Annotated in this window: 19 protein-coding genes; 7 read left to right on the top strand and 12 right to left on the bottom strand. The window is 46.9% G+C overall.

Features of this window, described 5'->3' with window-relative positions:
• Window positions 1-135: 135 nt before the first annotated feature.
• The 7 genes from JSY36_RS06990 (at window position 136) to JSY36_RS06960 (ending at window position 11435) form a co-directional block, all read left to right on the top strand.
• The gene (locus JSY36_RS06990) at window positions 136-2106 is read left to right on the top strand and encodes a fructose-specific PTS transporter subunit EIIC (RefSeq protein WP_205165838.1); all 1971 of its coding nucleotides are present in this window, start codon (window positions 136-138) and stop codon (window positions 2104-2106) included.
• 38 nt (window positions 2107-2144) lie between these two features.
• Window positions 2145-4811, top strand: coding sequence for a glycoside hydrolase family 38 N-terminal domain-containing protein (locus tag JSY36_RS06985; protein ID WP_205165837.1), 2667 nt, complete (start codon window positions 2145-2147; stop codon window positions 4809-4811).
• 360 nt (window positions 4812-5171) lie between these two features.
• Window positions 5172-6863, top strand: coding sequence for an alpha-amylase family glycosyl hydrolase (locus tag JSY36_RS06980; protein WP_336511454.1), 1692 nt, complete (start codon window positions 5172-5174; stop codon window positions 6861-6863).
• A 52-nt stretch (window positions 6864-6915) separates the two neighbouring features.
• Complete coding sequence (locus JSY36_RS06975) at window positions 6916-8049, top strand: glycerate kinase (protein WP_205165835.1); 1134 nt, start codon at window positions 6916-6918, stop codon at window positions 8047-8049.
• Window positions 8050-8178: 129 nt separating this feature from the next.
• Window positions 8179-9345 (top strand): FAD/NAD(P)-binding protein, encoded by a 1167-nt coding sequence (locus tag JSY36_RS06970; protein WP_205165834.1) that lies wholly within the window; start codon window positions 8179-8181, stop codon window positions 9343-9345.
• Between the two features lie 44 nt (window positions 9346-9389).
• Window positions 9390-10592, top strand: a complete 1203-nt coding sequence (locus JSY36_RS06965) for a GTP-binding protein (RefSeq protein WP_122899786.1) — start codon at window positions 9390-9392, stop codon at window positions 10590-10592.
• Window positions 10593-10718: 126 nt separating this feature from the next.
• Window positions 10719-11435, top strand: coding sequence for a 5-formyltetrahydrofolate cyclo-ligase (locus tag JSY36_RS06960; RefSeq protein ID WP_283234592.1), 717 nt, complete (start codon window positions 10719-10721; stop codon window positions 11433-11435).
• A 550-nt stretch (window positions 11436-11985) separates the two neighbouring features.
• Here JSY36_RS06960 and JSY36_RS06955 read toward each other — a convergent pair.
• From JSY36_RS06955 to JSY36_RS06900, 12 genes are all read right to left on the bottom strand, one after another.
• A complete protein-coding gene (locus tag JSY36_RS06955; protein ID WP_205165833.1) occupies window positions 11986-12810 on the bottom strand; it encodes a DUF6544 family protein in 825 nt (274 codons plus the stop codon).
• A gap of 223 nt (window positions 12811-13033) precedes the next feature.
• A complete protein-coding gene (gene cshA / locus JSY36_RS06950) occupies window positions 13034-14539 on the bottom strand; it encodes a degradosome RNA helicase CshA (RefSeq protein WP_272873269.1) in 1506 nt (501 codons plus the stop codon).
• A 354-nt stretch (window positions 14540-14893) separates the two neighbouring features.
• Window positions 14894-15094 carry a cold shock domain-containing protein gene (locus JSY36_RS06945; RefSeq protein WP_183163903.1) on the bottom strand — a complete coding sequence of 67 codons (201 nt, stop codon included), beginning with the start codon at window positions 15092-15094 and terminating at the stop codon, window positions 14894-14896.
• A gap of 204 nt (window positions 15095-15298) precedes the next feature.
• A complete protein-coding gene (locus tag JSY36_RS06940; protein ID WP_205165832.1) occupies window positions 15299-16210 on the bottom strand; it encodes a phosphotransferase in 912 nt (303 codons plus the stop codon).
• A 4-nt stretch (window positions 16211-16214) separates the two neighbouring features.
• A complete protein-coding gene (locus JSY36_RS06935) occupies window positions 16215-16595 on the bottom strand; it encodes a RidA family protein (RefSeq protein ID WP_205165831.1) in 381 nt (126 codons plus the stop codon).
• Window positions 16596-16952: 357 nt separating this feature from the next.
• A complete protein-coding gene (locus JSY36_RS06930) occupies window positions 16953-17951 on the bottom strand; it encodes a 5-oxoprolinase subunit C family protein (RefSeq protein ID WP_336511453.1) in 999 nt (332 codons plus the stop codon).
• Window positions 17948-18715 (bottom strand): LamB/YcsF family protein, encoded by a 768-nt coding sequence (locus JSY36_RS06925; RefSeq protein ID WP_205165830.1) that lies wholly within the window; start codon window positions 18713-18715, stop codon window positions 17948-17950. The genes JSY36_RS06930 and JSY36_RS06925 overlap by 4 nt, the downstream gene beginning before the upstream one ends.
• Window positions 18699-19445: a 5-oxoprolinase subunit PxpB gene (pxpB, locus tag JSY36_RS06920; protein WP_205166063.1), complete on the bottom strand. Its 747-nt coding sequence runs from the start codon at window positions 19443-19445 to the stop codon at window positions 18699-18701. Before pxpB ends, JSY36_RS06925 begins: the two co-directional genes overlap by 17 nt.
• A gap of 79 nt (window positions 19446-19524) precedes the next feature.
• Window positions 19525-20004, bottom strand: coding sequence for a large conductance mechanosensitive channel protein MscL (gene mscL / locus JSY36_RS06915; RefSeq protein ID WP_205165829.1), 480 nt, complete (start codon window positions 20002-20004; stop codon window positions 19525-19527).
• A 120-nt stretch (window positions 20005-20124) separates the two neighbouring features.
• A complete protein-coding gene (locus JSY36_RS06910) occupies window positions 20125-20979 on the bottom strand; it encodes a transglutaminase family protein (protein ID WP_205165828.1) in 855 nt (284 codons plus the stop codon).
• A gap of 15 nt (window positions 20980-20994) precedes the next feature.
• The gene (locus JSY36_RS06905; RefSeq protein WP_205165827.1) at window positions 20995-21990 is read right to left on the bottom strand and encodes an alpha-E domain-containing protein; all 996 of its coding nucleotides are present in this window, start codon (window positions 21988-21990) and stop codon (window positions 20995-20997) included.
• Window positions 21984-23405, bottom strand: a complete 1422-nt coding sequence (locus JSY36_RS06900; RefSeq protein ID WP_236784672.1) for a circularly permuted type 2 ATP-grasp protein — start codon at window positions 23403-23405, stop codon at window positions 21984-21986. Before JSY36_RS06900 ends, JSY36_RS06905 begins: the two co-directional genes overlap by 7 nt.
• Window positions 23406-23983: the final 578 nt, after the last annotated feature.

Genomic DNA, 23983 nt, shown 5'->3' with positions numbered 1-23983 from the left:
ACTGTACATTCACACCGCTGTATCTCATGTTACAAATAATGTGTAAGCGTTTTACTTAAGCACTGGACAACTTTCAGTGATGAAACCACATCGACCCTACCATTTAAATTCAACGATAGAAAAGGAGTGACCAACATGGAACTACGTTCTCAAACATCGGAAAACCTTATCTTTTTTGATGTGAACTGGTCAACGAAACAGCAAGTACTTGAAGAACTGGTAAATGCCCTTGATGAAGAAGGTATTTTAACATCCAGGCAGGATTTCCTGAATACCGTTTACGAGCGTGAAGAAGTCTCAGCCACGGGCATGGAGAAAGGCCTGGCCATCCCCCACGGTAAATCACCTTTTGTAAAGAAAGCGGCTTTTGCCGTTGCGCGACTGAACCGTCCTCTCTCAGACTGGGAAAGTATTGACCCAGACAACAAGGTAGAGCTCGTTTTCCTTCTGGCGATTCCTGAATCTGAAGGCGGATCGACACACCTGAAGATTCTTTCAGAACTCAGCACCCGTCTCATGAATGAGGAATATTATGCAAACCTTTTCAATGCTAAAAACGCCTCTGAGTTTCTTGAAGCCCTTGATGCAGACAAAGCTGCTGACACGGAGGCTCCACAACAACCGGTAACCGGCAAAAAAGTGGTTGCGATTACTGCTTGTGCAGCAGGGATTGCCCACACATACATGGCAGCAGAAGCCCTTGAAAAAGCCGGTCGTGAAAATGGTATCCAGGTAAAAGTGGAAAAGCAAGGTGCCAACGGAATTGAAGATGGTCTGACTGCACAGGACATTAAAGAAGCAGATGCCGTCATTTTCGCTACAGACATTACCCCCCGGGGAAAAGAGCGCTTCAACGGGTTGCCTTATGTTCAGACCCGGGTTGCTGAACCCCTTAAAAAAGGACCTGAACTTATTGATAAAGCATTAAACAGTCCTGATGGAACCGTTCAGGTGGAAGGCGATGAAGGCAGCAGTGCCGGTAACGGAGAAAAGACCAGCCTCTTGAAGGAAATGGGACAAGGGATCCTAACGGGTATCTCGTACATGATTCCCGTCATTGTCTCTGCCGGTTTAATGATTGGAATTGCAAAACTCGGGGCTATGCCGTTTGGACTTGTGAACGACATTCATGAGCCGAGCTTTGCCACTCATGAAAACCCGCTATTCGTGTTACTGCATCACCTTGATAAATTTGGTGCTTTAATATTTCAGTTTATGTATCCTGTTTTTGCAGCGTTTCTCGCCTTCTCTATTGCCAACCGTCCCGGTATTGTAGCCGGTTTTATCGGCGGTGCTTTTGCAACAGGCATGCACTTCCAGTACTGGGGTGTTGAAGGAGCCGTTGAATCCGGATTTTTAGGAGCGCTGTTTCTCGGTCTTGTCGCCGGTTACACTGCAAAGTTTCTGAATGAAAAAATTAAACTTCATAAAAACCTGCAGGCCATGAAGCCGATGCTCATCATTCCTGCAGTGAGTGTATTGTCTATTTTCCTGATCAACTTTTATTTCGTAGACCCTGTATTCGGGGCTTTAAATGCGGGGATCACAAACCTGATTGAGTCTGCACAGGGCTCTGGAACACTGGTATTATCAGCCATTATCGCTTCTGCCACAGCGTTTGACTTAGGCGGACCTGTAAACAAGGCAGCCGGTGCCATTGCCATCGGTCTTGCAGCAGATCAGATTTTCCCGTTAACACCACGCGTTCTTGCAATTGTTATTCCACCAATCGGTCTTGGACTGGCTACTCTTCTTGACCGTTATACCGTTGGCCGCCGTGTCTTTGACGCCAACCTTTATGTGGCAGGTAAAACGTCACTGCTGCTTGGTTTTATTGCCATCAGTGAAGGAGCCATTCCATTTATGCTCCGAAACCCGCTGATCACCATTCCGATTAACATCCTCGGGGCTGTGATCGGAGCTTGTACGGCCGTATTCCTCGGGGCTGTTCAATGGTATCCGCTTCCGGCAGTATGGGGCTGGCCACTGGTAGAAAGCTTCTGGGCTTACTTTATCGGACTCGCTGTCGGTGCATTTTTCATTGCTTTTGCCAATATCTTTGTCCGCTATGCCCTGATGGTACGCAACGAACGCAAATCAGCTTAAGCAGCAAGATTTAAAACAGACTTCAGGAGGCATGTTACATGTCATCAAAAAAACAAACCGTATTCGTGGTCCCTCACTCCCACTGGGACCGCGAATGGTACTTTACAATAGAAGATTCCAATGTGTTATTAATTGAAAATATGGACTACCTGCTAAATGTACTTGATGAGGACCCTGAATACCACGCATATATGTTTGACGGCCAGGCTTCTGTTATCGATGAATATATTGCCAGACGTCCCAATGAAAAAGAACGTGTGTCAAGACTGGTAAAAGAAAAGCGGCTGTTTATCGGACCCTGGTATACCCAGACGGACTCCCTTCTTGTAAACAAAGAGTCCATGATCCGCAACCTCCTCTACGGTACCCGTATCGCAGAGGATTACGGTCACAACATGAATATCGGCTACCTTCCCGATATCTTCGGCCAGAATGCATACCTTCCATCGATTTTCAGAGGGTTCGGTCTTGACTACAGCATTTTGCAGCGCGGGGTTTATACAGATGAGCTGAAAGGAAGTATGAATTTCCACTGGACTTCACCTGATGGCGAATCAGTCAAAACAAACAACATGTACTACGGGTACGGCCCGGGTAAGTTTTTATCAGATGAAGATGATTATTTTAACGAACGGCTTGTACCCATCCTTGAAAAGCTCAGTGATTTAAATGATGGTACATCTAATGTCCTCCTTCCATCCGGAGGAGATCAGGTTCTCGTTCGCAGACATTTCCCTGAAACAGTCCGCAGGCTAAATGAGAAAGACCCGGAGCGGGAGTATGTACTGAGCGACTATGAATCTTTCATGGAGGCAGCGTGGTCAGATGAAAACGCGTTCGAAAATCAAATTAAAGGCGAACTGATTGCTTCCCAGAAGTCCCGGATTCATAACACCATCCGGTCTCAGCGCTACGACATTAAACAGCTGAATTACCGTGTAGAAAACAAGCTTCTCACCATCCTTGAGCCGTTAAGTGTCATCGGAAAGTCTCTCGGTCTGAGCTACCCTCAGGCATGGATGGACGAAATGTGGAAAAAGCTGTTCGATGTTCACGCCCACGACTCGATCGGCGGCTGTAATTCAGACGATACGAATAACGATATTATGGTGCGTCTGGAGAAAGTTGAACGGATCTGTGACGGACTCATCAACTTAAAAAAGAAACAAATTACCGAAGCCGTCAGTTGCGAAATCGGCCGCGACAATCTTTTAACGGTATTCAACTTCACTCCGGCTGCAGCTGAAAAAGCCGCAGAATCCGTTATTTTCACCAGGGAAAAAGTGTTCTCCGTGAAAACCCGTGATGGCGATGTTATTCCTGCAGAGCTCACTTCCCAGTCCTACATCAGCGGCGGAACAAAGATCGTTGTCACTGCTGAAGGGGAAAAACAAGTGGAAGAGCCGGGCTACTACCGCAGTGAAGTGACACTTACAAATACGAAGATCCCGGCGATAGGCTATCAAACATTCATTATTGAAGAAGAAAACGGTGACCTCGGTCTAAAAGAACCGGCAAACAAAGAGCAAATTGAGAATGACAATCTTCTCATTACATTCAAAAACGGCCGGCTTACCCTTACAGATAAACGGTCGGGTAAACAAATCGAAAACCTGCTCACTTTTGAAAACAGAGCCGACGCAGGCGATTCGTATGACTATTCACCTTTGGAAGGTGATGAAGCTTACTGGCTGACGGAAGGGACACTTGCAGGTGTGGAAGCAGGACCTCACAGTCAGACGATGACCGTTAAGCATGCGCGCTCTGTACCAGCAAACCTTGATGAACGAAAATCAAATAAAGAAACGTCCCTTCTTTCGATCACTACAACCCTTACATTGTGTCAGGGCGAATCGTACGTAAGGATTGTTCACCGTATCAACAACCAGATAAAAGACCACCGGGTCCGGGTTAATCTTGCCACGGGGGCGGACAACCCTTCCCACTCCTTTGCGGATCAGGGATTCAGCTTAATAGAACGTCCTGTACAGAATCCGCATTTTAGCAACTGGAAAGAAAAAGGCTATGCGGAAGCACCGGTTTCCATCTACCCTCTTGAAAACTTTGCAGGGGTAGCCAATGGTAACGGCATGGCTGCTGTTATTACAAAAGGACTGAAAGAATACCAGGTCACAGAGGAAGACTCTGCTCTTTCACTCACCCTTTTCCGCTCTGTGGGTCTTCTGGGGAGGGACGATCTTGCCTGGCGTCCGGGGCGTGCTTCCGGAATAAATAATAAGGTGGTTTACACACCGGATGCACAAATGCAGCAGGATCTCACTTTTGAATATGCTTATGTGTTCGAAAGCGAAACCCATGATCCAAATACGTTGTTCTCTCTTGCTGATGAATACACTAAAAGATACGATACGTATCAGAAGCAGTCACTTAACACGTTTGAAGAGCGTCTTGAACGGTTTGAGATTCCATATCCATTAACAGGGATTGCACCGGAATACTCTTTGTTCTCCTTCACCAATGAAAAAGTGAAAATGAGTATGTGTAAGCTCGGTCACGACCAGGATGGCGTGATGGTCCGGTTATTTAACCCAACCGATCAGCCTCTTCAGACAACATGCGAAGACTTCCAGGGCGAGCTGATTGTCTGTGATCTTAATGAAAAAGAACAAAAGAAAGTAACCGGCCGGTCTATTGACGTTCCTGCACGGGGATATGTAACGGTTAAGATGATGCTCTTTTCTTAAAGGTTGTTACCCTCACAAGGGAAATTACGCTACAGGCGGACGCTTTCCGCGGGCACCGCTTCAGCTCCTCGGGAAAACCACCCTGCGGGGTCTTCAGACGATGCTGTTCCCGCAGGAGTCGCCGCCTTTCGCTCCATTTCTTATGTTTGAAAGGTTATTTATGGAACACGAACTTTCATGAGCATGTTGTTTTGCACCTTAACGTATTCACAGTATTAATGAAAGATATGCCATCCATTTCTTAAAAACGAAAACCAGGGGGTAATTCAGAGGTTAACCAGCCTTTTGGGTTACCCCTCCTCCCTTTACCTTACGCGCCGCCGTTTAAGCGGAAATTCAGTATAAAAAAGGATGATAGCAGTGGATAAACAAACCCTTCTTTCACAGATAGAAGAAAAGCTCCGGTTTATATACGGGGACGAATACGAAAAGTCGTATATGGAAGGCATGAAGGACCTTGTTTCCAGCTGGGAATCCAGGAACTTTGAACAGCCCCGCCCTATTTCCGAGCGAAACGTTTATATGATTACTTACGGAGACAGCTTTTATGAAAACGGAAGACCTACGCTGGAAACTCTTCACAAATTCCTGAAAAATAATATCGGTGAAACGATCACCGACGTTCATTTACTGCCTATGTTTCCTTACACGTCAGATGACGGCTTTTCTGTTACGGATTATCGCGAGATCAATCCTGAACTGGGAAACTGGGAACACATTGAAGCTTTGTCGGAAGACTACCGTCTCATGTTCGATTTTGTCGCTAATCACATCTCGAAATCTTCCGAATGGTTTAAGGGCTATTTGAACGATGACCCGAAATACAGAGACTACTTCATTCCAAAAGATGAAAGCTTTGATACAAGCCATGTAGTCAGACCCCGCACCTCTCCTCTCTATCATGAGTATGAGGGGAAAAACGGAATTAAAACAGCCTGGACCACGTTCAGTGAAGACCAGGTTGATGTGAATGTCCGCCACTTCCCTGTTCTTTTGGAGCTTACGGACATTCTGCTTGAGTACGCACAAAAAGGAGGCACAAGTATCAGACTGGATGCCATCGGCTTCCTGTGGAAACGCTCGGGAACAACAAGTATCCATCTTCCGGAAACACACGCTATTATAGAGCTGTGGCACCTTGTTCTTGATTACTTCAAAGAAGGAACACAGATCATCACTGAAACAAACGTCCCTCATAAAGAAAATATCAGCTACTTTGGTGACGGGGAAAACGAAGCGCACATGGTTTATCAGTTCTCTCTCCCGCCCCTTATGCTGTATACACTCACAACACACGACAGCACAAAATTGACAGAATGGGCAAAAACAATCGGGAAGGTTTCTGACGAAGCAACCTACTTTAATTTCCTCGCAAGCCATGATGGCATCGGCATGCGCCCGACAGAAGGTATTCTTTCCGAGGAAGACAAACAGATGCTCGTTGATAAAGTTCAGGAGAACGGGGGCCGCGTTTCGTTTAAAAGTAACCCTGACGGTTCTCAGTCCGTATACGAGCTGAACATTAATTACTCTGAAGCTCTGGTCAATAAAGGAGATGGGGAATCTGATGAAGAAGCTGTAAAGAAGTCCCTTGCAGCCCACTCCGTTCTTATCTCCTTTATGGGAGTACCTGCGATTTATTACCACTCGCTTCTGGGCTCCAAAAATGACTACGCGGGACTTGAAGCTTCAGGAATCAACCGCCGTATAAACAGAGAAAAGCTTGAATACAGCAGAATTTCCGACGAATTAAAAGCAGATTCCTACCGTAAATCCATTTTCGAAGGAATGCAGGAGCTTGTACGCATCCGCCAAAATGAACCTGCTTTTTCTCCATATGCCAACCAGCAGGTTCTCGATCTCGGTGCTTCTGTGTTTGCTTTGAAACGTACAAATACACAAACAGGTGACACTGTCTATGCTGTTGTTAACGTAACCAGTGAACACGTTTCTATCGACCTTCCAGAGGCAGGTACCAACCTGTTCACAGGAGAAAGTTCCGTGAAAGCAGTAACACTCACTCCTTACCAATACATCTGGGTGAAAGAATAACCCAGATTTTCAAAAGCAATACACTCATTAAAGAGACAGGAAGTGATTAGAGATGCACATACTGATTGCCCCCGATTCATTTAAGGGCTCGATCTCCAGCGTTCAGGCCGCTAAAACAATAGAGAAAGCCATACAATCTGTTTCTCCCGGCACAGTAACCCGGTCTTTTCCAATGGCAGACGGAGGAGAAGGAACGGTAGATGCCATCATGACGGCCACCGGTGGAGAACGAATCACGAAAAAAGTACAGGATCCCCTGTTTCGTCCAGTTAACGCAGACTTCGGATGGATTCCAGACAAAAAAACGGCAGTCATCGAGACTGCCGCCGCCTCAGGCCTGCCCTTACTAAAGCCAGAAGAGCTTGCCCCCCACACCTGTTCCACCTATGGAACAGGTGAATTAATAAAAGAAGCACTGGATGTGGGGGCTGAGACGATCATTTTGGGACTTGGAGGCAGTGCAACGGTCGATGGAGGTGTCGGCCTGTTTCAGGCGCTTGGCCTGCGTGTTTACGACAAAAGCGGTGAAGTGATTGAGTACCCTGGAGGGAACCTGAAACAAATCGCCGGCCTGGACACCTCTGATTTAGACAAGAGGCTTCATGATGTTACGATCATAGTCGCGTCTGACGTAACAAACCCTCTGCTCGGCCCAAATGGTGCCATCTCTGTTTTCGGTCCTCAAAAAGGGGTCACACCGGAACTTCTGGAACGGTTTGAAGATGGCATGAGACACTTCTCCACCGTAGTATCAAACCACACAGGCCGTAATGAAATACAGACACCCGGGAGTGGAGCTGCCGGGGGAATCGGTTACTTGCTTCATTCCTTATTGGATGTCACATTCAAACCTGGCCTCGAATTGGTTGTTGAAGAGAGCAGACTTGAGGAACTCCTCCCTTCTGTTGATCTGATTATTACAGGTGAGGGAAAAGTAGATGGACAATCGCTGTTTGGAAAGGTGCCTGTCGGCCTTGGAAAGCTCGCCAAACGTCATGGTATACCACTGGTTGCCTTTGCAGGTACCATCGGTAAAGGGAGCGAGGAGCTCGAGAAGTACGGCGTGAGCGTGATTCACCCACTCGCAACCGGCCCGATGGCACTTGAAGAAGCCATGATAAACGGAGAACCGCTCCTTTATGAAGCTGCTGTACGCCTTATGAAAACATTGACATTGTTTAATTAATAGGTCAAAACGTTCGGGGGAGTTACTCTTCCGGACGTTTTTAGCTTTCTTCTATTGCAAAAAACAACAGAGTAACGTACACTTTAAATCGTAATAATTTCGCTTTACAACATTGTGGAGGTGTGTGATGTGTTTAATTGGACGATTATCGGGGGCGGCATACAAGGAGCTGTTATGGCCAGTTTCCTTACTGATTCCGGTGTAGAACCTGCTCAGATTGCCGTGATTGACCCTAATGAAGAGCCTTTGGCAAACTGGAAACACTGCACGTCTAAAATAGGAATGGATTACCTGAGATCGCCCTTCGTTCATCACCTTGCGCAATCCCCCTTCTCTCTTGATTCCTATGCGAAAAAAGAAGAGTTTGTAAAGCCGTTTTTCGGAAGGCGGAAACGCCCGCTTCTTCAAATGTTTAATGCTCATTCAGATACTGTTCTTACAGACCGTGGCCTGAACCAGAGTTGGATTAAAAGCCGTGTCTCGGGGATAAGAAAAGTCCGTAACCACTGGCAGCTCCGCTTATCTGATGGAAGACTGATAGACTCCAGACACGTCGTCGCTGCTATCGGGCTTGGCGAACAGCCATATTGGCCTGAGTGGGCAAAAGAGATCAGAAGTGACTCCCCTTCCGCTGTTGCCCATGTATTTGACAGAGATCTGGACACGGATTCCATAAAAGGGCCGGTTACCATTGTCGGCGGCGGGATTACCGCAGCACACCTTGCTGTAAAACTGGCCGGTCAAGAGCCCGGTAATGTTACCCTTCTTAAACGCCACCCCTTCCGTATTCATGAGTTCGACAGCGATTCAGGATGGATGGGTCCTAAAAACATGAGCCGGTTTCAAAAAGTCAATGATCTCGCCAAGCGACGCCGGATCATTCGTCAGGCCAGACACCGGGGATCGATTCCTCAGGAGCTGCACATGAACCTTCTGCATCTGGAACGTTCCGGCAGACTTAAGATTAACCATGGAGACATTACACATGCAGCACAAACCTCAGACGGCCTTATTACTTTATACGGGGATAACAACGTCCTTCATCAGACCCGTACTGTTATTCTGGCTACCGGTTTTATACAGGAAGCACCGGGTATGAACTGGCTTGAACCTCTGATAAAAGACCATAAGCTCAAGTGCGCTGAGTGCGGTTATCCTGTCGTTTCTGAAAGTCTTGAGTGGTGTGATCACCTCTATCTGATGGGCGGATTGGCGGAGCTCGAGCTCGGCCCTACTGCCAGAAATATATCCGGTGCCAGACGAGGTGCCGGCCGTATCGTTCAGCACGCACTATAGATCGTAATGATTTTGTTTATCAACCATTTCAAGGAGATGATCCAATGACAAAGATAAGAGTACCTGTTACGGTTTTAAGCGGTTTTCTCGGAGCAGGTAAAACAACATTACTGAACCATATTTTAGCCAACAGGGATAATAAAAGAGTTGCCGTTATCGTCAATGATATGAGCGAAATCAACATTGACGGTGATCTGATTAATCAGGGAGGATTCTCCCGGACGGAAGAAAAGCTCGTAGAAATGCAAAACGGATGTATCTGCTGTACTCTCCGGGAAGACTTGATTCTTGAAGTTGAAAAGCTGATTCAGGCAGGAGATATTGATTACCTCGTCATTGAGTCAACAGGGATAAGCGAACCCGTTCCCGTTGCCCAGACGTTTACGTATATGGATGAAGACATGAATGTGGATCTCACGGCCATCTCCAGACTTGATACAATGGTGACCGTTGTTGATGCTTATTCTTTTTGGAACGATTATGCGAGCGGCGATACCCTGGTGGAACGAGGCGAAGGTGTAGATGAAACAGATCATCGAGATGTTGTGGACCTGTTAATTGACCAGGTTGAGTTTGCCAATGTGATTGTATTAAACAAAACAGACAAAATAAGTAAAGAGGATGCCACTCAGCTGAAAGCTGTTCTGACAAAGCTGAACCCTGATGCCAAAATCATAAGCTCTTCTTTTGGCAATGTCCCTCTTACGGAGGTTCTTGATACGAAAAGCTTTGATTTTGAAAAGGCAAGCCACAGCGCAGGATGGATTAAAGAACTCAATGAAGAACACATACCTGAAACGGACGAATACGGTATCTCTTCGTTTGTTTACCGGAAACGACGCCCTTTCCACCCCGAGCGCCTCATGAACTGGCTGGAAAACTGGCCGGAAGACGTGATTCGCGCGAAAGGATTTTTCTGGGCTGCCACACGCAATGACATGGCGGGTCTTCTCTCCCAGGCTGGCGGGTCCATCACCATTTCCGCAGCCGGGGACTGGATCGCTTCTTATCCAGAAGAAGAACAGCAACAGTTATTTGCCCAGGACCCTGAGTTGAAAAAGGGATGGGAAGAGCCTTACGGTGACCGCGCCAATGAGATTGTTTTTATCGGCATCGAGATGGACGATGATAAAGTAAGCCGGTCCCTGGACGAATGCGTCCTTACCGATGAAGAAATGAAACAGGACTGGTCTGAATTTCACGATCCCCTGCCGTCCTTTACTGTAAAAGATCCGTCAGAGGTATAGAAACCTGAGAGTCGAAAGGTCACTCCCTTTCGGCTCTTTTGTCGTTTCACGTGAAACAATGTTTGATTTTCCCAATGGACATCGTATACTACAGAAAGACAACCTATGTTATGGGAGAGGATAACAGTGACAAAATCAAAACATGAAATACGCGAAACTGTATGGGAGACAATGGAACAGGAAAAAGTCGGACGCTTTCCTTTCCCGTTAAGAGGAAGAATACCTAATTTTAAAGGGGCTGAAGCGGCTGCCAGACATGTGTTCGGCCTCGACGTATATAAAAATGCAAAGGTTGTAAAAGTTAATCCCGACTCACCGCAGCTGCCGATACGCGCACAGGTACTAAAGGATGGAAAGACACTGCTCATCCCTACTCCCCGCCTGAAGGACGGATTTGTTATAATCGATCCGGCTCACGTACCTCCGGGGGAAGAACGGAAAGCGGCAAGCTTGAAACATATGAACAGCTATGGAAAAGTAACTCCCCTTGACGCCTTGCCTCCAATCGACCTCCTCGTAGTCGGATCTGTCGCTCTTCACCGCGACGGACGCCGCCTCGGAAAAGGAGAAGGCTATGCGGACCGCGAATACGCCATTCTCCGGGAATTGGGCAACCCTGAAATCCCTGTGATCGGAACCGTCAATGCTGTTCAGCTTGTAAAAGATGATATTCCCAGGGACGAATATGACCTTGCAGTGGATTACATCGCTACGGAACATGAGGTGTTTGCTACAAACACACCATACGAAAAGCCTAAGGGAATTGTCTGGGACCGGGTTACGGATGAAGAAAAGAGGGAAATGCCTGTCCTTGAAGAGATTTGGAAGATTACCCGGAATTAAAAAATTGGCAGGTTGTAAAATACGATAAAGAGTATAAAGTACGAGAGATATAGGAGCAATAAGCGATGGGAAACCGCTATTTTCAGCAGGCCATCGAGGATGCTCATGAGTCAATGAATGCAACAGAAGCTATTTCTCCCGAAGATATGACTTAACCATTACAGAACCGCCCTTTTCTTTTTTGAGAGGGGCGGTTTTTTTCAGGTAAGGCAGATTTTCTGGCTGTTTATGGATGCTTTCGGGATGTTAGGAAGTAGTTGGGACGAATTTGGGTGACTCTGAGGCTGATTTCTGAGACTCTGAAATTCTTTATGCAGAACTTTGGCCGTTTTATGGAGAACTTTGCTCTTTTATGCAGACTTTTGGACGATTTATGGAGAACTTCTGACCTTTTATGCAGAACTTTGGACACTTTAAAGAGAATTAGTCATTTTTCGACAAAATCCACCCTCCCCTAACACAAACCCATGATAAAATTAAGCCGCCACCTTTAGCAAACCGCCAACTCATTAAAAAGCCAGACAGCCTCCTAAAGGCTGTCTGGTCTTTTTTATTCGTAATGCACAGTCTTTAAGAAGATTCTCGAGTCGTGAACGTCTCCGTTGGCTGTGTTCCAAAACGTATCAACGCGGTACGGGACAAGTACGTTATCCTGATTTGCTTTGTAATTTGAATAATGAACAGTCCACCGTTCTTTTTGACCATCTCTGACTCTTTCTTCTGCCTGTACTTGCTCAATGAGACCTTCTTCATTAAAGGTGAGCGTATAGCTCAACGGTTCAACTCCGTGAAACTCTCCCTTCACTTCCCTTTCCCCGCTTTCCGTCCAAATCAACGAGTTGTTATGAACAAAGGATTGAGGAAACCAGGCCATCTCTGCAGCATAACGGAATCTGTGGTTTTTTATCACTTGCGGCCCCGATGCTTTGTTAACCGGAAATACGGACCACAGACGGGTAAAAGAACTTCCTTCTTCCGGTTTTAATTTTTCCAGGCTGCTCATGCGGATAACCGGGTTCAGCTTTGAAAATCCCATCCACATGTAGGCAGGCCGGTCGGTTAAAAAGAACTGCTCCCCTTTTACAGGAACGAGCGGTCCTTTTTGTTTCACACGGTGGAACCCTTCATACGTGATGAAAGCCTGTTTAAGATCCATTTGTGAGGCGATGTTCACTTTTGAAAGGTACGTAACAAGAGCCTTTGGCAGTTCCTCCGCCTTTTTCTCCCCTTCCTCATCCTGTCCTTTTTTCAAATAGAGGACGTCCTCTCTGAACCGGTTTAAAAACACCCAGTTGCTGATCAAAAGAACCCCCAGGAACAGGACGGCAACGACAATAAAACTGACGACAATGTCAGATAAGATTTGTTCAAGCATGTAAGCTCCCTCATTTCCATTCTCATTATCTTATTCATATACCCGTTTTCACCTGGACTTATTATAGTTGGTTTACGCTTATTGCACTCAGGGGCGCCGGTGAGCCTCCAGCTCCCGCAGGAGTGCCGCGCATCATCAACATTGTTAAAGGTCAACAATGACCTTTAACACATCCATTATAATAAAAGCCATGGACCTATATAAAGTCCATGGCTTATCTTCACTATTTTTTACGGCGCTTTCCGGAAAAAGAGAATTCTTTTTTGCCTTCAGGACGGTTTCCTCCGCCGCGGCGCTGATCTTTCCCTCCACCGGAACGATGACGGTCATTACTGCGGTTGCCGCCTTTGTTTCCTCCACGGTAGCCGCCGCCACCTTTGCCTTTAGGTCCGGAGCCACGCTTAATGCGTACAGGCGGCTCACTGGTCAAGGTGATTTTCACTTCATTGGATGACTCTTTGCTTACCGTTTTAAGGGCTGCTGCAACCAATGTAACGGCATCGTAGTTTTCAAGAAGCTCTTCTGCTTTATCCGTAAGGTCTGCGTAATCGCCGCCCGTTACGACTTCAAGGAGCTGCTCTGCTGCCTGCTGCTGACGGCCGACACTGGCATCTTGAAGAGTTGGTGCTTTCTCAACCGTCATCTTCTTCTTCGTTGTTTTCTCGATGATATTGATATGCTCTTTCTCACGTGGTGTTGCAAATGAGAATGCCATACCGTGTTTACCGGCACGACCTGTACGTCCAATACGGTGAACGTAGCTCTCAGGATCTTGTGGCAAGTCAAAGTTAAATACGTGAGATACGCCGCTAACATCAAGTCCACGAGCAGCAACGTCTGTCGCTACAAGAATTTCAATGCGCTTTTGTTTAAACTTCTGAATCACTTTGTCACGCTTGTTTTGCGGAAGGTCACCGTGGATCCCTTCTACTTCATAACCACGTTGGAAAAGTGCGTCAGACAGCTCGTCTACACGACGCTTTGTACGACCGAAAATGATGGCAAGTTCCGGAGAATGAATATCGATCAAACGGCAAAGTGTATCGAACTTTTGGCGTTCCTGTACTTCTACGTAACGCTGGTCAATATTCGATACCGTCATTTCCTTCGCTTTAACCTTGATTTGCTCAGGGTTGTTCATGTGCTTGTTCAAAATCGTCTGCAGGCGCGGAGGCATTGTAGCAGAGAAAAGCAATGTCTGGCGCTCGTCCGGCACGCTTTCAAGAATCTCCTCAATTTCCTCAACAAATCCCATGCTTAGCATTTCGTCAGCTTCATCCAACACAACAGTGTTAATGTTGCTAAGAGAAATGGTTTTTCTTCTCATGTGGTCTTGAAGACGACCCGGTGTTGCAACAATAATTTGCGGGTTTTTCTTCAACCCGCGAATTTGACGGCCAATTTCTTGTCCGCCGTAAATTGGTAAACAGCGAACGTTGCTGTAACGACCGATTTTGTTAAGCTCTTCAGCTACTTGAATCGCAAGTTCACGTGTAGGCGCAAGAACGATCCCTTGTGGGTGCCGCGCTTCTTGTTCCATCTTTTCTATTAACGGGATACCGAATGCTGCCGTTTTACCTGTACCTGTTTGTGCTTGACCAAGAACGTCTCTTCCAGCCTTGGCAATCGGAAGCACCTGCTTTTGAATCGGGGTAGCTTCTTCAAACCCCATTTGATCTAAAGACTTTAAAATCATCGGATGAATATCTAATTCTGCAAAAACTGCCAAAAAAACCGAACTCCTTTATTTTTAAATTTATATAATCAACAGCTCTCCACGTTCACGCGTGTTCAAAATGAACAAGGGATAATCTGTCCCCCGTCTTTCTAGTAACAACTATCATGGAGACTTCTATTATTATCCATTTATGTTCAGGATGAGCGTAATCTATCCTCTATTTTCACTTTAAATGAGACCTTCTATAACAAAGGCATAAAGAAAACCCGGGCAAAACCAGGCTGTATCAATGGCGGAGCCGTTATTATATATACTGCCCCGGGGGTGGCCCCCGTAAGCACTAAAAAGGGCATATTCCTGATACGTTGGAATATGCCCGTTCATTCCTATTGGAATCGAGTTAAATTACAGACGTACAACGTTTGCTGCTTGTGGTCCGCGGTCGCCTTCAACGATTTCAAATTCAACGTCTTGACCTTCTTCAAGACTCTTGAAACCTTCAGATTGGATCGCAGAGAAGTGTACGAAAACGTCGTCTCCGTCTTCACGCTCGATAAAACCGAAACCTTTTTCTGAGTTAAACCATTTTACTTTACCTGTCATAATTGACGGCCTCCTTTAAAAGAAAAGAAAATTCGTGAAAACTGAATTACCGTAAAACCATGTTTCTCCAAAATCCTTACGAGGCCGGAAAAAATGTTTTTCGATATCCAGATTTTCAATCTTCTTCACTATATCACGTAGGTATTCGAAAAGCAAATCCAAGACCGGTGGATGAAGCCTTCGAACTACCTTGATCCGGGTGAAAAGTCAGATCACTAGTGCCCTGGTAACAGACTGACTGGCTGCGTGTGAAAGATTGTAGTCTTTGTAATCACAGCCGTACAGATAAAGAAGCGTACTAATGCAAAGGGAAACAAACTGCGCTTTTACTTTTACAGCCTGACTGACATCCCCGTAGGCGTGGAAAAACGCCGGTCTGGCTTCCGGAGGCAGAAAGCTGTATGCAAAGGACAAGTCAACGGCCGGATCTCCTTTATGAACGTCTCCCCAGTCGATGATTCCTTTTAGAAGGTTTTCTTTTGGGTCAATCAGTACGTTCTTGATATGTAAATCTCCGTGGACAAGAGTTGGTTTATAGGAGTCAGTCAAGCCGTTTGTGTCTATGGTTTCCACATAACCGGTAAGCTTTTGGTATAGCGCTGTTTCACCGGTTCCTTTGATGTCTTGAATATACGAGTGGAGTTTGGGCAGGCGCTTATGAATGTCTGTCCGGTGCAGATAGTCCTCCGGTACTTTCCACTCGGGCTTCACATCAACATTATGGAGTTTTTTAAGAAATTCACCCAGTGGTCTGGCTGAATGAGCCCGTTCTTTTTCTGAAAGATCATACGCTTGTTTACCCGGAATGTGTTTATAGCCAAGAAACGGCCAAGGATAGCCATGAGAGGGCTTCCCGAAAAATTCTGGACGGGCAATAGCAATGCCTTCGAATGTCGGAAGTTCAGGCAGCAGTCTCGCTTCTGTGTCCAAAAGGGCTGTCGCAACCTGACGCCTTGGAAAACGAAACACATACGTACCGTTGACCAGGTGGACGGTATTATCGAACCCTTGATCAAGTTTCCGGACAGTAACTGGAATGAACCCGGGGAACTGTCCGGCAATCAGGTCAGCGGCCGCCCCCTCTCCTACTATCTGTTCTCCGTCCCAGAGTTTTGTCACAGAATTATTCCTTAATAGCAACCGCTTCGATTTCCACCAGTGCCCCTTTTGGCAGCTTGGCCACTTCCACCGCGCTTCTTGCAGGGTATGGCTCGGACAAATATGAAGAATAAATCTCATTTACCGTAGCAAAGTCGTTCATGTCCTGCAGGAAGATCGTCAGTTTAACTGCCTGCTTGAGGGAAGTTCCGCTTGCTTCGAGAACCGCATTGACGTTTTTCATGACGCGGTGGGTCTGAGCTTCAATGCCTGCCACCATCTCCATCGTTTCCGGGTCAAGACCGATCTGCCCGGATGTGTAAACGAAGCCGTTAACTGTCACAGCTTGGGAGTACGGGCCTATGGCATCAGGTGCATGGCTGGTTTGTACAGGTTGGATTTTCATAATGGATGTCCTCCTTGTGGATGTTGGTTTTTAGGGTGATTTGAGTATAGTTTAGCATAGATGGAGGGGTGGGTTGGAGGTGATTTCCTGAACAATCATACATATTTTCTTGCTCCGTTATTACACTTTGCAAGACCGATTTTACGGTTAGTTCTCTGCTTTTTGCACTTATCGCCCGGTATTTTACACTTCTCACTCCGTTTTATACACTTAACACGTTCTATTTTACAGTTAGAATTGATACCCCCACCCACGCCCCACGCACGTGCTCCGGGTTGCCAAAGAAAATTACCCCATCAAAAATGCCCCCCTGAAAAGAGAGGCATTCCCAACATCCACACAACAGCTATAACTCACCTACCTCGGTCCATACGACGACAGCTGAATCAGGATATCTTCCTGTTCCTGCCACAGCTTTTGAGCCGTCCCGACGTCAACGGTTTCAAACGTAATTGTCCCGCCCGGTGGAAGCTGGGCTACTTTCCACAAATCCACACTGATCACCGTGGCTATCTTCGCATAACCGCCGGTTGTCTGGCGGTCAGCAAGCAAAATGATGGGCTGACCGTCACCAGGGACTTGAATCGACCCGGGGGCTATGGCGTCGGAATAGATATCCGCACCTGTCTCCTCCCGGTGGGAAAGAGGCACCTCCCCCTCAAGACGGCAGCCCATTCGGTCAGACTGGGGGCTGACCCGGTACTCCTCACGAAAAAACCGCTCCAGTGATTCATCAGCAAATGCTTCCTGCTGGGGACCCATGATCACCCGTACCCGAGCCGACTTACTGTACTCCGGAATATGCTCAGATTTCACTTGGCGCCCTCCGTGGACACCGAGATCTCCTGTCCTTTTCCCGACCTTCAGCCGGTCGTCTTTTCTCAGTTCACGGCCTTCAAATCCACCTATTCCTGCCCGGACAGCTGTACTTTTACTGCCCATAACAACAGGAACATCGATCCCGCCGCGAACACTCATGTATGTTCGAACGCCGTTCCCGGCATGACCGAAACGGATTTCGTCACCTGCCTGAACGTAATAGCTCTTCCACATGCTGACGGGTTCTCCTGCAATGACCGGCTTCATGTTACCACCGGTGAAAGCAACAACCATATCTTCTTCCGCTCTCAAAACAGGGCCTGAAACGGTCATCTCAAGAGCCGCCTCGTCGCGCCAGTTTCCAACGAGGACATTGGCTACCTGCAAAGCATAGCTGTCCATCACTCCGCTTGTTCCGAGACCGAATTGCTGATAACCTTCCCTGCCGAGATCCTGAACGGTGGTGAGAAGTCCCGGTTTGATAACCGAAATCCCGCCATTATTTTCCTTGCTTTTTGTTGTTGGATGATTGGTCACTTGTCACTCACCCGCTTTATCTCAATGCCCGCCTGGGTAAATGCTTCCCGAAGCTGTTTTACAAAAACCAGTGCCTGTGCACCGTCTCCGTGCACGCAAATGGTGTCTGCCTGAACAGGCACAAGCGTACCGTCCACGGCTTCAACTTTGCCCTCCCGCACCATTCGTACGGCCCTTTCAATCACAACATTCTCATCGTGAAGCACAGCACCTGCGATTGTTCTGGAGGTGAGGGAGCCATCTGCCTGGTAGGCGCGGTCTGCGAACACTTCTTCCGCTACATTGAGCCCCTGCTCTTTACCTGCTTTCACAAGCTCACTTCCCGCAAGGCCAAATAAAATGAATGACGGATCAAGATCGCTGACTGCACGAGCCACTGCATCAGCTACTGCACGATCTTTGGCAGCCATATTGAACAAAGCACCGTGAGGCTTTACGTGCTGTATGTGAGCTCCTTTCAGATCAACGAACGCCCGGAGAGCTCCAATCTGATACACGACCATGTTATAGACGTCTTCCGGGTCTACTTCAATATAACGCCTTCCAAAGCCGGCGAGGTCAGGCAGGCCTGGATGAGCCCCGATACCAACTCCATTCTGTACAGCCAGATTCACCGTGCGCTGCATCACGTTATGGTCACCTGCATGATAGCCGCAGGCAATGTTCGCCGAACTGACAAGCTCGAGGATGCCTTCATCGTTTCCGAAGACATAGTTTCCAAAGCTTTCTCCCAGATCACTGTTTAGATCAATTCGCATGCTCATTTGCGTCCGCCTCCTCTGTCTCTATCTTTACGACACTTTTGCCATCTTCAGCGCGTGCGAGAAGTTCCTCGTACTCTTCTTTTTCCACGGCAAAAAAGCGGAGCCGGTCTCCTGCCCGGAACAAAAACGGATCTTCTTTATCAGGGTCAAATAACCTTGCCGGCGTATGACCGATCAGCTGCCATCCGCCTGGTGAGTCGAGAGGGTAAATTCCTGTCTGCTCCCCGGCAATCCCTACTGATCCTGCACTTACTTTTTGCCTTGGCTTGTCCAGCCGGGGGGTATGAAGACGATCTGAAAGACCTCCCAGATATGGAAATCCCGGTGCAAACCCTAGCATATAAACAAGATAATCCGGCTCAGTATGGAGGCGGATTACCTCCTCTTCCTCCAATTGATGGCGGGCTGCCAGGCGGGAAAGATCCGGTCCCTTTTCGCCGCCGTATAAGACAGGAACGGAAATGACCCGGACAGGACGGGACACAGAGGTCCCTGCCCGCTCCGATAACCCGTTAAGCCATAGGGCTATTTCATCGTACTTCACGAGCTCTGGTTTATAAAAAACGGTCACCGAAGTATAGGCTGGCACCCATTCTGCGATGGCCGAGTGGTTTTCCTCTTCGAGTACAGCACAAAAAGACCGAATGTGCTGGTGTACGGTATCTGATATTTCTTCTTTGAAGCCTATACGGACAGCACGGTCGCCCGCAGGCTTTATGGATTGGATCATACTCACTCGTTTTCCTCCTTGCCAACTTGTTACCTTCCTTTAACTATAACAAAAAGCCCATTTACTCTTGAGTATCGCTTTAGCGAATATTGACGCGATAACCCGGCTGAGGACGGTTCTCCTCTTCTTTACCGAGATGACTCGTACAATTGGGGCATCTCATGGCACGAAGCGAGATATCCGAAAAGCAGAAAGGGCACGTTTTCTGCCGCCCTGCCTCTTTTGGAAGCCGTTTTAAACGGTTCATCTGAAGAATTAGCAAATACGCTGCAAATGCGATGATGACGAAGTGGAGGACTGCTTCAATAAACACGCCGTAGTTAATTGTCGCAGCTCCTGCTTCCTGAGCATCAGCCAGTGAATGATAGTTTCCTCCCGACAGATTTACATAGAGGTTGGAAAAGTCGACACGGCCGAGAAGAAGACCTATAGGAGGCATGACAATATCCGAAACGAAAGAACTGACGATTTTCCCAAAGGCCGCACCGATAATAATCCCGATCCCCATGTCCACCACGGAGCCTCTTGTTGCGAATTCCTTTAATCCTTTTAAGAACAAGACAGGCACCTCCTATGAAGAAGGTATGTCCCTGATATCGGTTTATGCACCGCGGTTCAGAATCACCCGGCTACGAAAAAAGGTCCTTAAAAAGCCAGATGCTTTTTAAGAACCTTGTCGTTACTGAGAGTCAAGAAGGGTACAGCTTACGTTTACCGTCAAGGTATGCTGGCCGCCTCGATACACTCCCTGAAGCGGGCTCAGGTCTGAATAATCCCTTCCTGTACCTACGCGGATGTGGTGCTCAAGAGCCTCGACATTGTTTGTCGGGTCCAGTCCGCACCAGCCGATACCCGGTACCATCACTTCTACCCAGGCATGTGTTGCTGCATCACCAATCAGTGCTGAATTCTCTCCAACATACAAATAGCCGCTAACATACCGGGCCGGAATGAGCCGGGCATGAAGAACACCCAGCATCACATGCGTGAAGTCCTGACACACACCTGCTTTAAGAGGGAACGACTCGTGCGCTTTTGTAGTTACATTGGTTACATTCGTGTCATACGAGAATCGTTCATGGATATAGCGCATCACTTCAATGGCGAATTGTACAGGATTGTGAATGTCGCCTACTTCCGCCACTATTTCATCTACTTGTTCTTTATACAAGAACGTGTAGGGTGTGTCGTTCAAATAAGCAAGATAATGCTTTCGGAACAAGTCCGAATGGTAGATGTTTCTCATCTCAGTCGAATAATCGACCATTTTGATAAACGGACTTCGCTGGATACTCACGATGGACGTCGTTTTCACTTCCAGATTTTCATGGACTTCCGGAATAAAAAACGTTTCAACCGTATTCCCCCAGAGGTCTACTTGCTCTTTTGTCAACGAGCTTGGATTGATTTCAGAGCGGTACGATAAAAGTCGCTGACACTCGTCGGTTCTCGGCTTTAACCGGATGTGGTTCATACTCTGGTCTACCGGCGTCTCATAGTGAAATATGTTGGTGTGCTCGATCTGGTATTTCATGCCTGCCTTCCCCTCTCAATTCTGGAACTGTGTCATAACCCCCACTGACGAATCAGCCGGTTCAATCAAATAATAGGTTTTTGAGAAAATCTGTCCGATGTTGTTACAGTGATTTTGGAACTGATCCAGAAATTCACCAAGCTCGTGCATTTGCAGATCTTTGATCTTCATTTCATCAAATTCAATCTTCACCCGTTCGATCGCATCAAACAGCTCTTCCGAGTAATGGGACACTTTCCCGCCTTCCATGTCCTTAACTGCATCCCAAACGTGGTTTACACAGTATTGAATGGAGCGTGGGAACGTGCCATCAGTGATTAAAAAGGCCAGGACATCTTTAGCTGAAATGGTCGGTGGATACTTTTTCAGATAAGCATCGTGACCATTCACAAACTGCAGTGCTGCCAGCCAGTAATAATAATGATGGGCTTCAGGGCTTTCTGCTTCTTTCCGTGCTTTTTCACACATGACGTTCAGGATCCGCGCAGTTTTTTCTGCCCGCTCAAGCCACTTGCCGATCTGAATAAAGGTATAGGTTTCGTCTCTGGTCATGGAGGATTCAATAACCCCCTGAGTCGTAAAGGACATCAGCTTGATTTCCCGTAGCAGGTGATCCACTTCTTTCAAATTCCAATACTGACGATCTACGTCAATGCTATTCCAGTAGCACTCGTTTAAGCACTCCCACAGCTCATGAGGAATAATCTCACGGGCTGATTTTGCATTATCCCGGGCATAGCCGATACAGTTGGCAAGTGAGTTCGGGTTTTGCTCCTGAAATGCCAGGTACTGGACAATTGTATCCGGGTTAAAGGTAGAATATTCCTGTTTGTAATCAGAAAAGGAAGCACAAATTTCAATAACCTCTTCCCAGTCACGTTCAGCAACTGCATCGGTATCAGAGGCTTCGAGCATATTGATTAACCTTGCATTTAATACTCTGCTGTTGTTTTCGGCACGTTCGATGTTTCTTGCCATCCAGTATAACGAATCCGCAACACGGCTCAGCATGAATCATCACTCCCTTGTTTCAGTACCCACGTATCTTTGCCGCCTCCACCTTGAGAGGAATTCACCACAAGCGACCCTTCTTTTAAGGCCACACGGGACAATCCGCCAGGGAGCACCTTCAACTCTTTTCCTCCCATAACAAATACGCGAAGATCCACGTGACAAGGGTAAAAACGCTCTTTCTGGAAGGCAGGTGCACGTGACAGCTTGATTGTCGGCTGGGCGATGTACTGCGCGGGTTCCTGAATGATTTTTTCGCGGAACAGTTCGATTTCAGCTTTTGTGGCGTGAGGTCCGATAAGCATATCATAGCCCCCTGAAGAACCGACATTTTTTACAACGAGCTCTTCCAGGTTTTCAAGAACATGCTCACGGGCTTCTTTATCACGTAAAAAGTACGTTTCAACATTTTTAATAAGTGGTTCTTCACCCAGGTAGTACCTTATCATGTCGGGAACATATGCATAGATGGCTTTATCATCCGCCACACCGTTTCCGATCCCGTTCGTAATCGCTACATTTCCTTTTTTGTATGCTTCAAGCAGCCCCGGCACACCGAGGACAGATTCAGGATTAAACGCTTTTGGATCGAGGAAATCATCGTCTATACGGCGGTAAATAATATCAACGCGGTGAAGTCCGCGGATCGTTTTCATATATACACAATCGTCTTTTACGATCAGGTCACGCCCTTCCACAAGCTCAATCCCCATTTGCTGGGCAAGAAAGACATGGTCATAATAAGCAGCATTGTGACTTCCAGGTGTAAGAAGGACAGCAATCGGATGGTCCTTGTCCTCACTGTTTTCCGGAGCGTGGCTGCACAGAGCCTCATGGAGGTTGGACAATTGATGTTCAAGGGTGCAGATTTGATGACTGTTAAAGAATTCAGGAAAAACACGGCGCATAACAAAACGGTTCTGAAATACGTAGGACATCCCCGACGGGTTTCTCAGATTATCTTCAAGGACCCGGTACTCTCCGTTGTGATCACGGATTAGGTCTATTCCGGCTAAAAAGATGTGATTATCGTTCGGGATTTTAAGCCCCGTTGCCTGTTCTTTATAGTAATAAGGATTGTCTTCAATCAGCTCTCTCGGAATCAATCCGTCTTTAAGGATCTGCTGATCATTATAGATGTCCTCAAGAAACAGGTTGAGCGCCTTCACACGCTGCTTCATCCCTTTCTCGATTTGCTCCCACTGATCGGGCGGAATAATAACAGGAATAAAATCAAAGGGCATAGTCCGTTCCGTTCCTGTTTTGTCACTGTAAACCGTGAATGTTATTCCCTGTCGCAGGAAACTGAGCTGTGCTGTTTCATTCTTTTCGTGAAGATCCTCCACCGAAAAACGGTTAAGAATATCATGAAACTGCTCATAGTGAGACTTGGGCTTTCCGTCCATCTCCATCATTTCATCAAAAAAGGTCTTAGAATCATATTGCTTTAACACCCATCCATCTCCTCCCTGGGGAAACGTTATTAACACAGTGTCCATCCTTTTCCCTCTTTTGAAATTTTTTACACTTGTATTTTTTGAGATTAGAGTAACGGTATGACTGAGAAGACTTATTATTTTTATACATTCTTCATGCAAGCGCGAAATTCCTTTACACAGAGAATGAACATTGTCGTAAAAACAGAGAACTTCAGGAAAGTCGAGCTAATCATATTTGAAGGGGCTTTGTCAGCAAAAGCAACAATCTTTATGAACACGACACTCATGCTAATTTATTCAAACCATAGTGCATGAAAATAGGAATGCTGTCTTTTTCAGCTGAGTTATCCTTTTCCTATGATTTTCACAGCGCATCATGCGCAGTTGAACGGAATACGCGAGACTCCTGCGGAAGTGCGAGACAGACGAGACCCCACAAGGGCCAAGCCCCGAGGAGGCTCGGCGCGAGTCCGCGGAAAGAGAGCGTATTCCGTTCAACAAAGCTGAAATTCATTGAAGGGTTTTAAAATCATTCCTAATTCTTTTTCAGAACA

The sequence above is a fragment of the Alteribacter salitolerans genome (assembly GCF_016901055.1).
GTDB classification, from domain to species: Bacteria; Bacillota; Bacilli; order Bacillales; family Salisediminibacteriaceae; genus Alteribacter; species Alteribacter keqinensis.
Note: the sequence above shows the minus strand (reverse complement) of the source record. Positions and strands in the feature narration are given on the sequence as shown.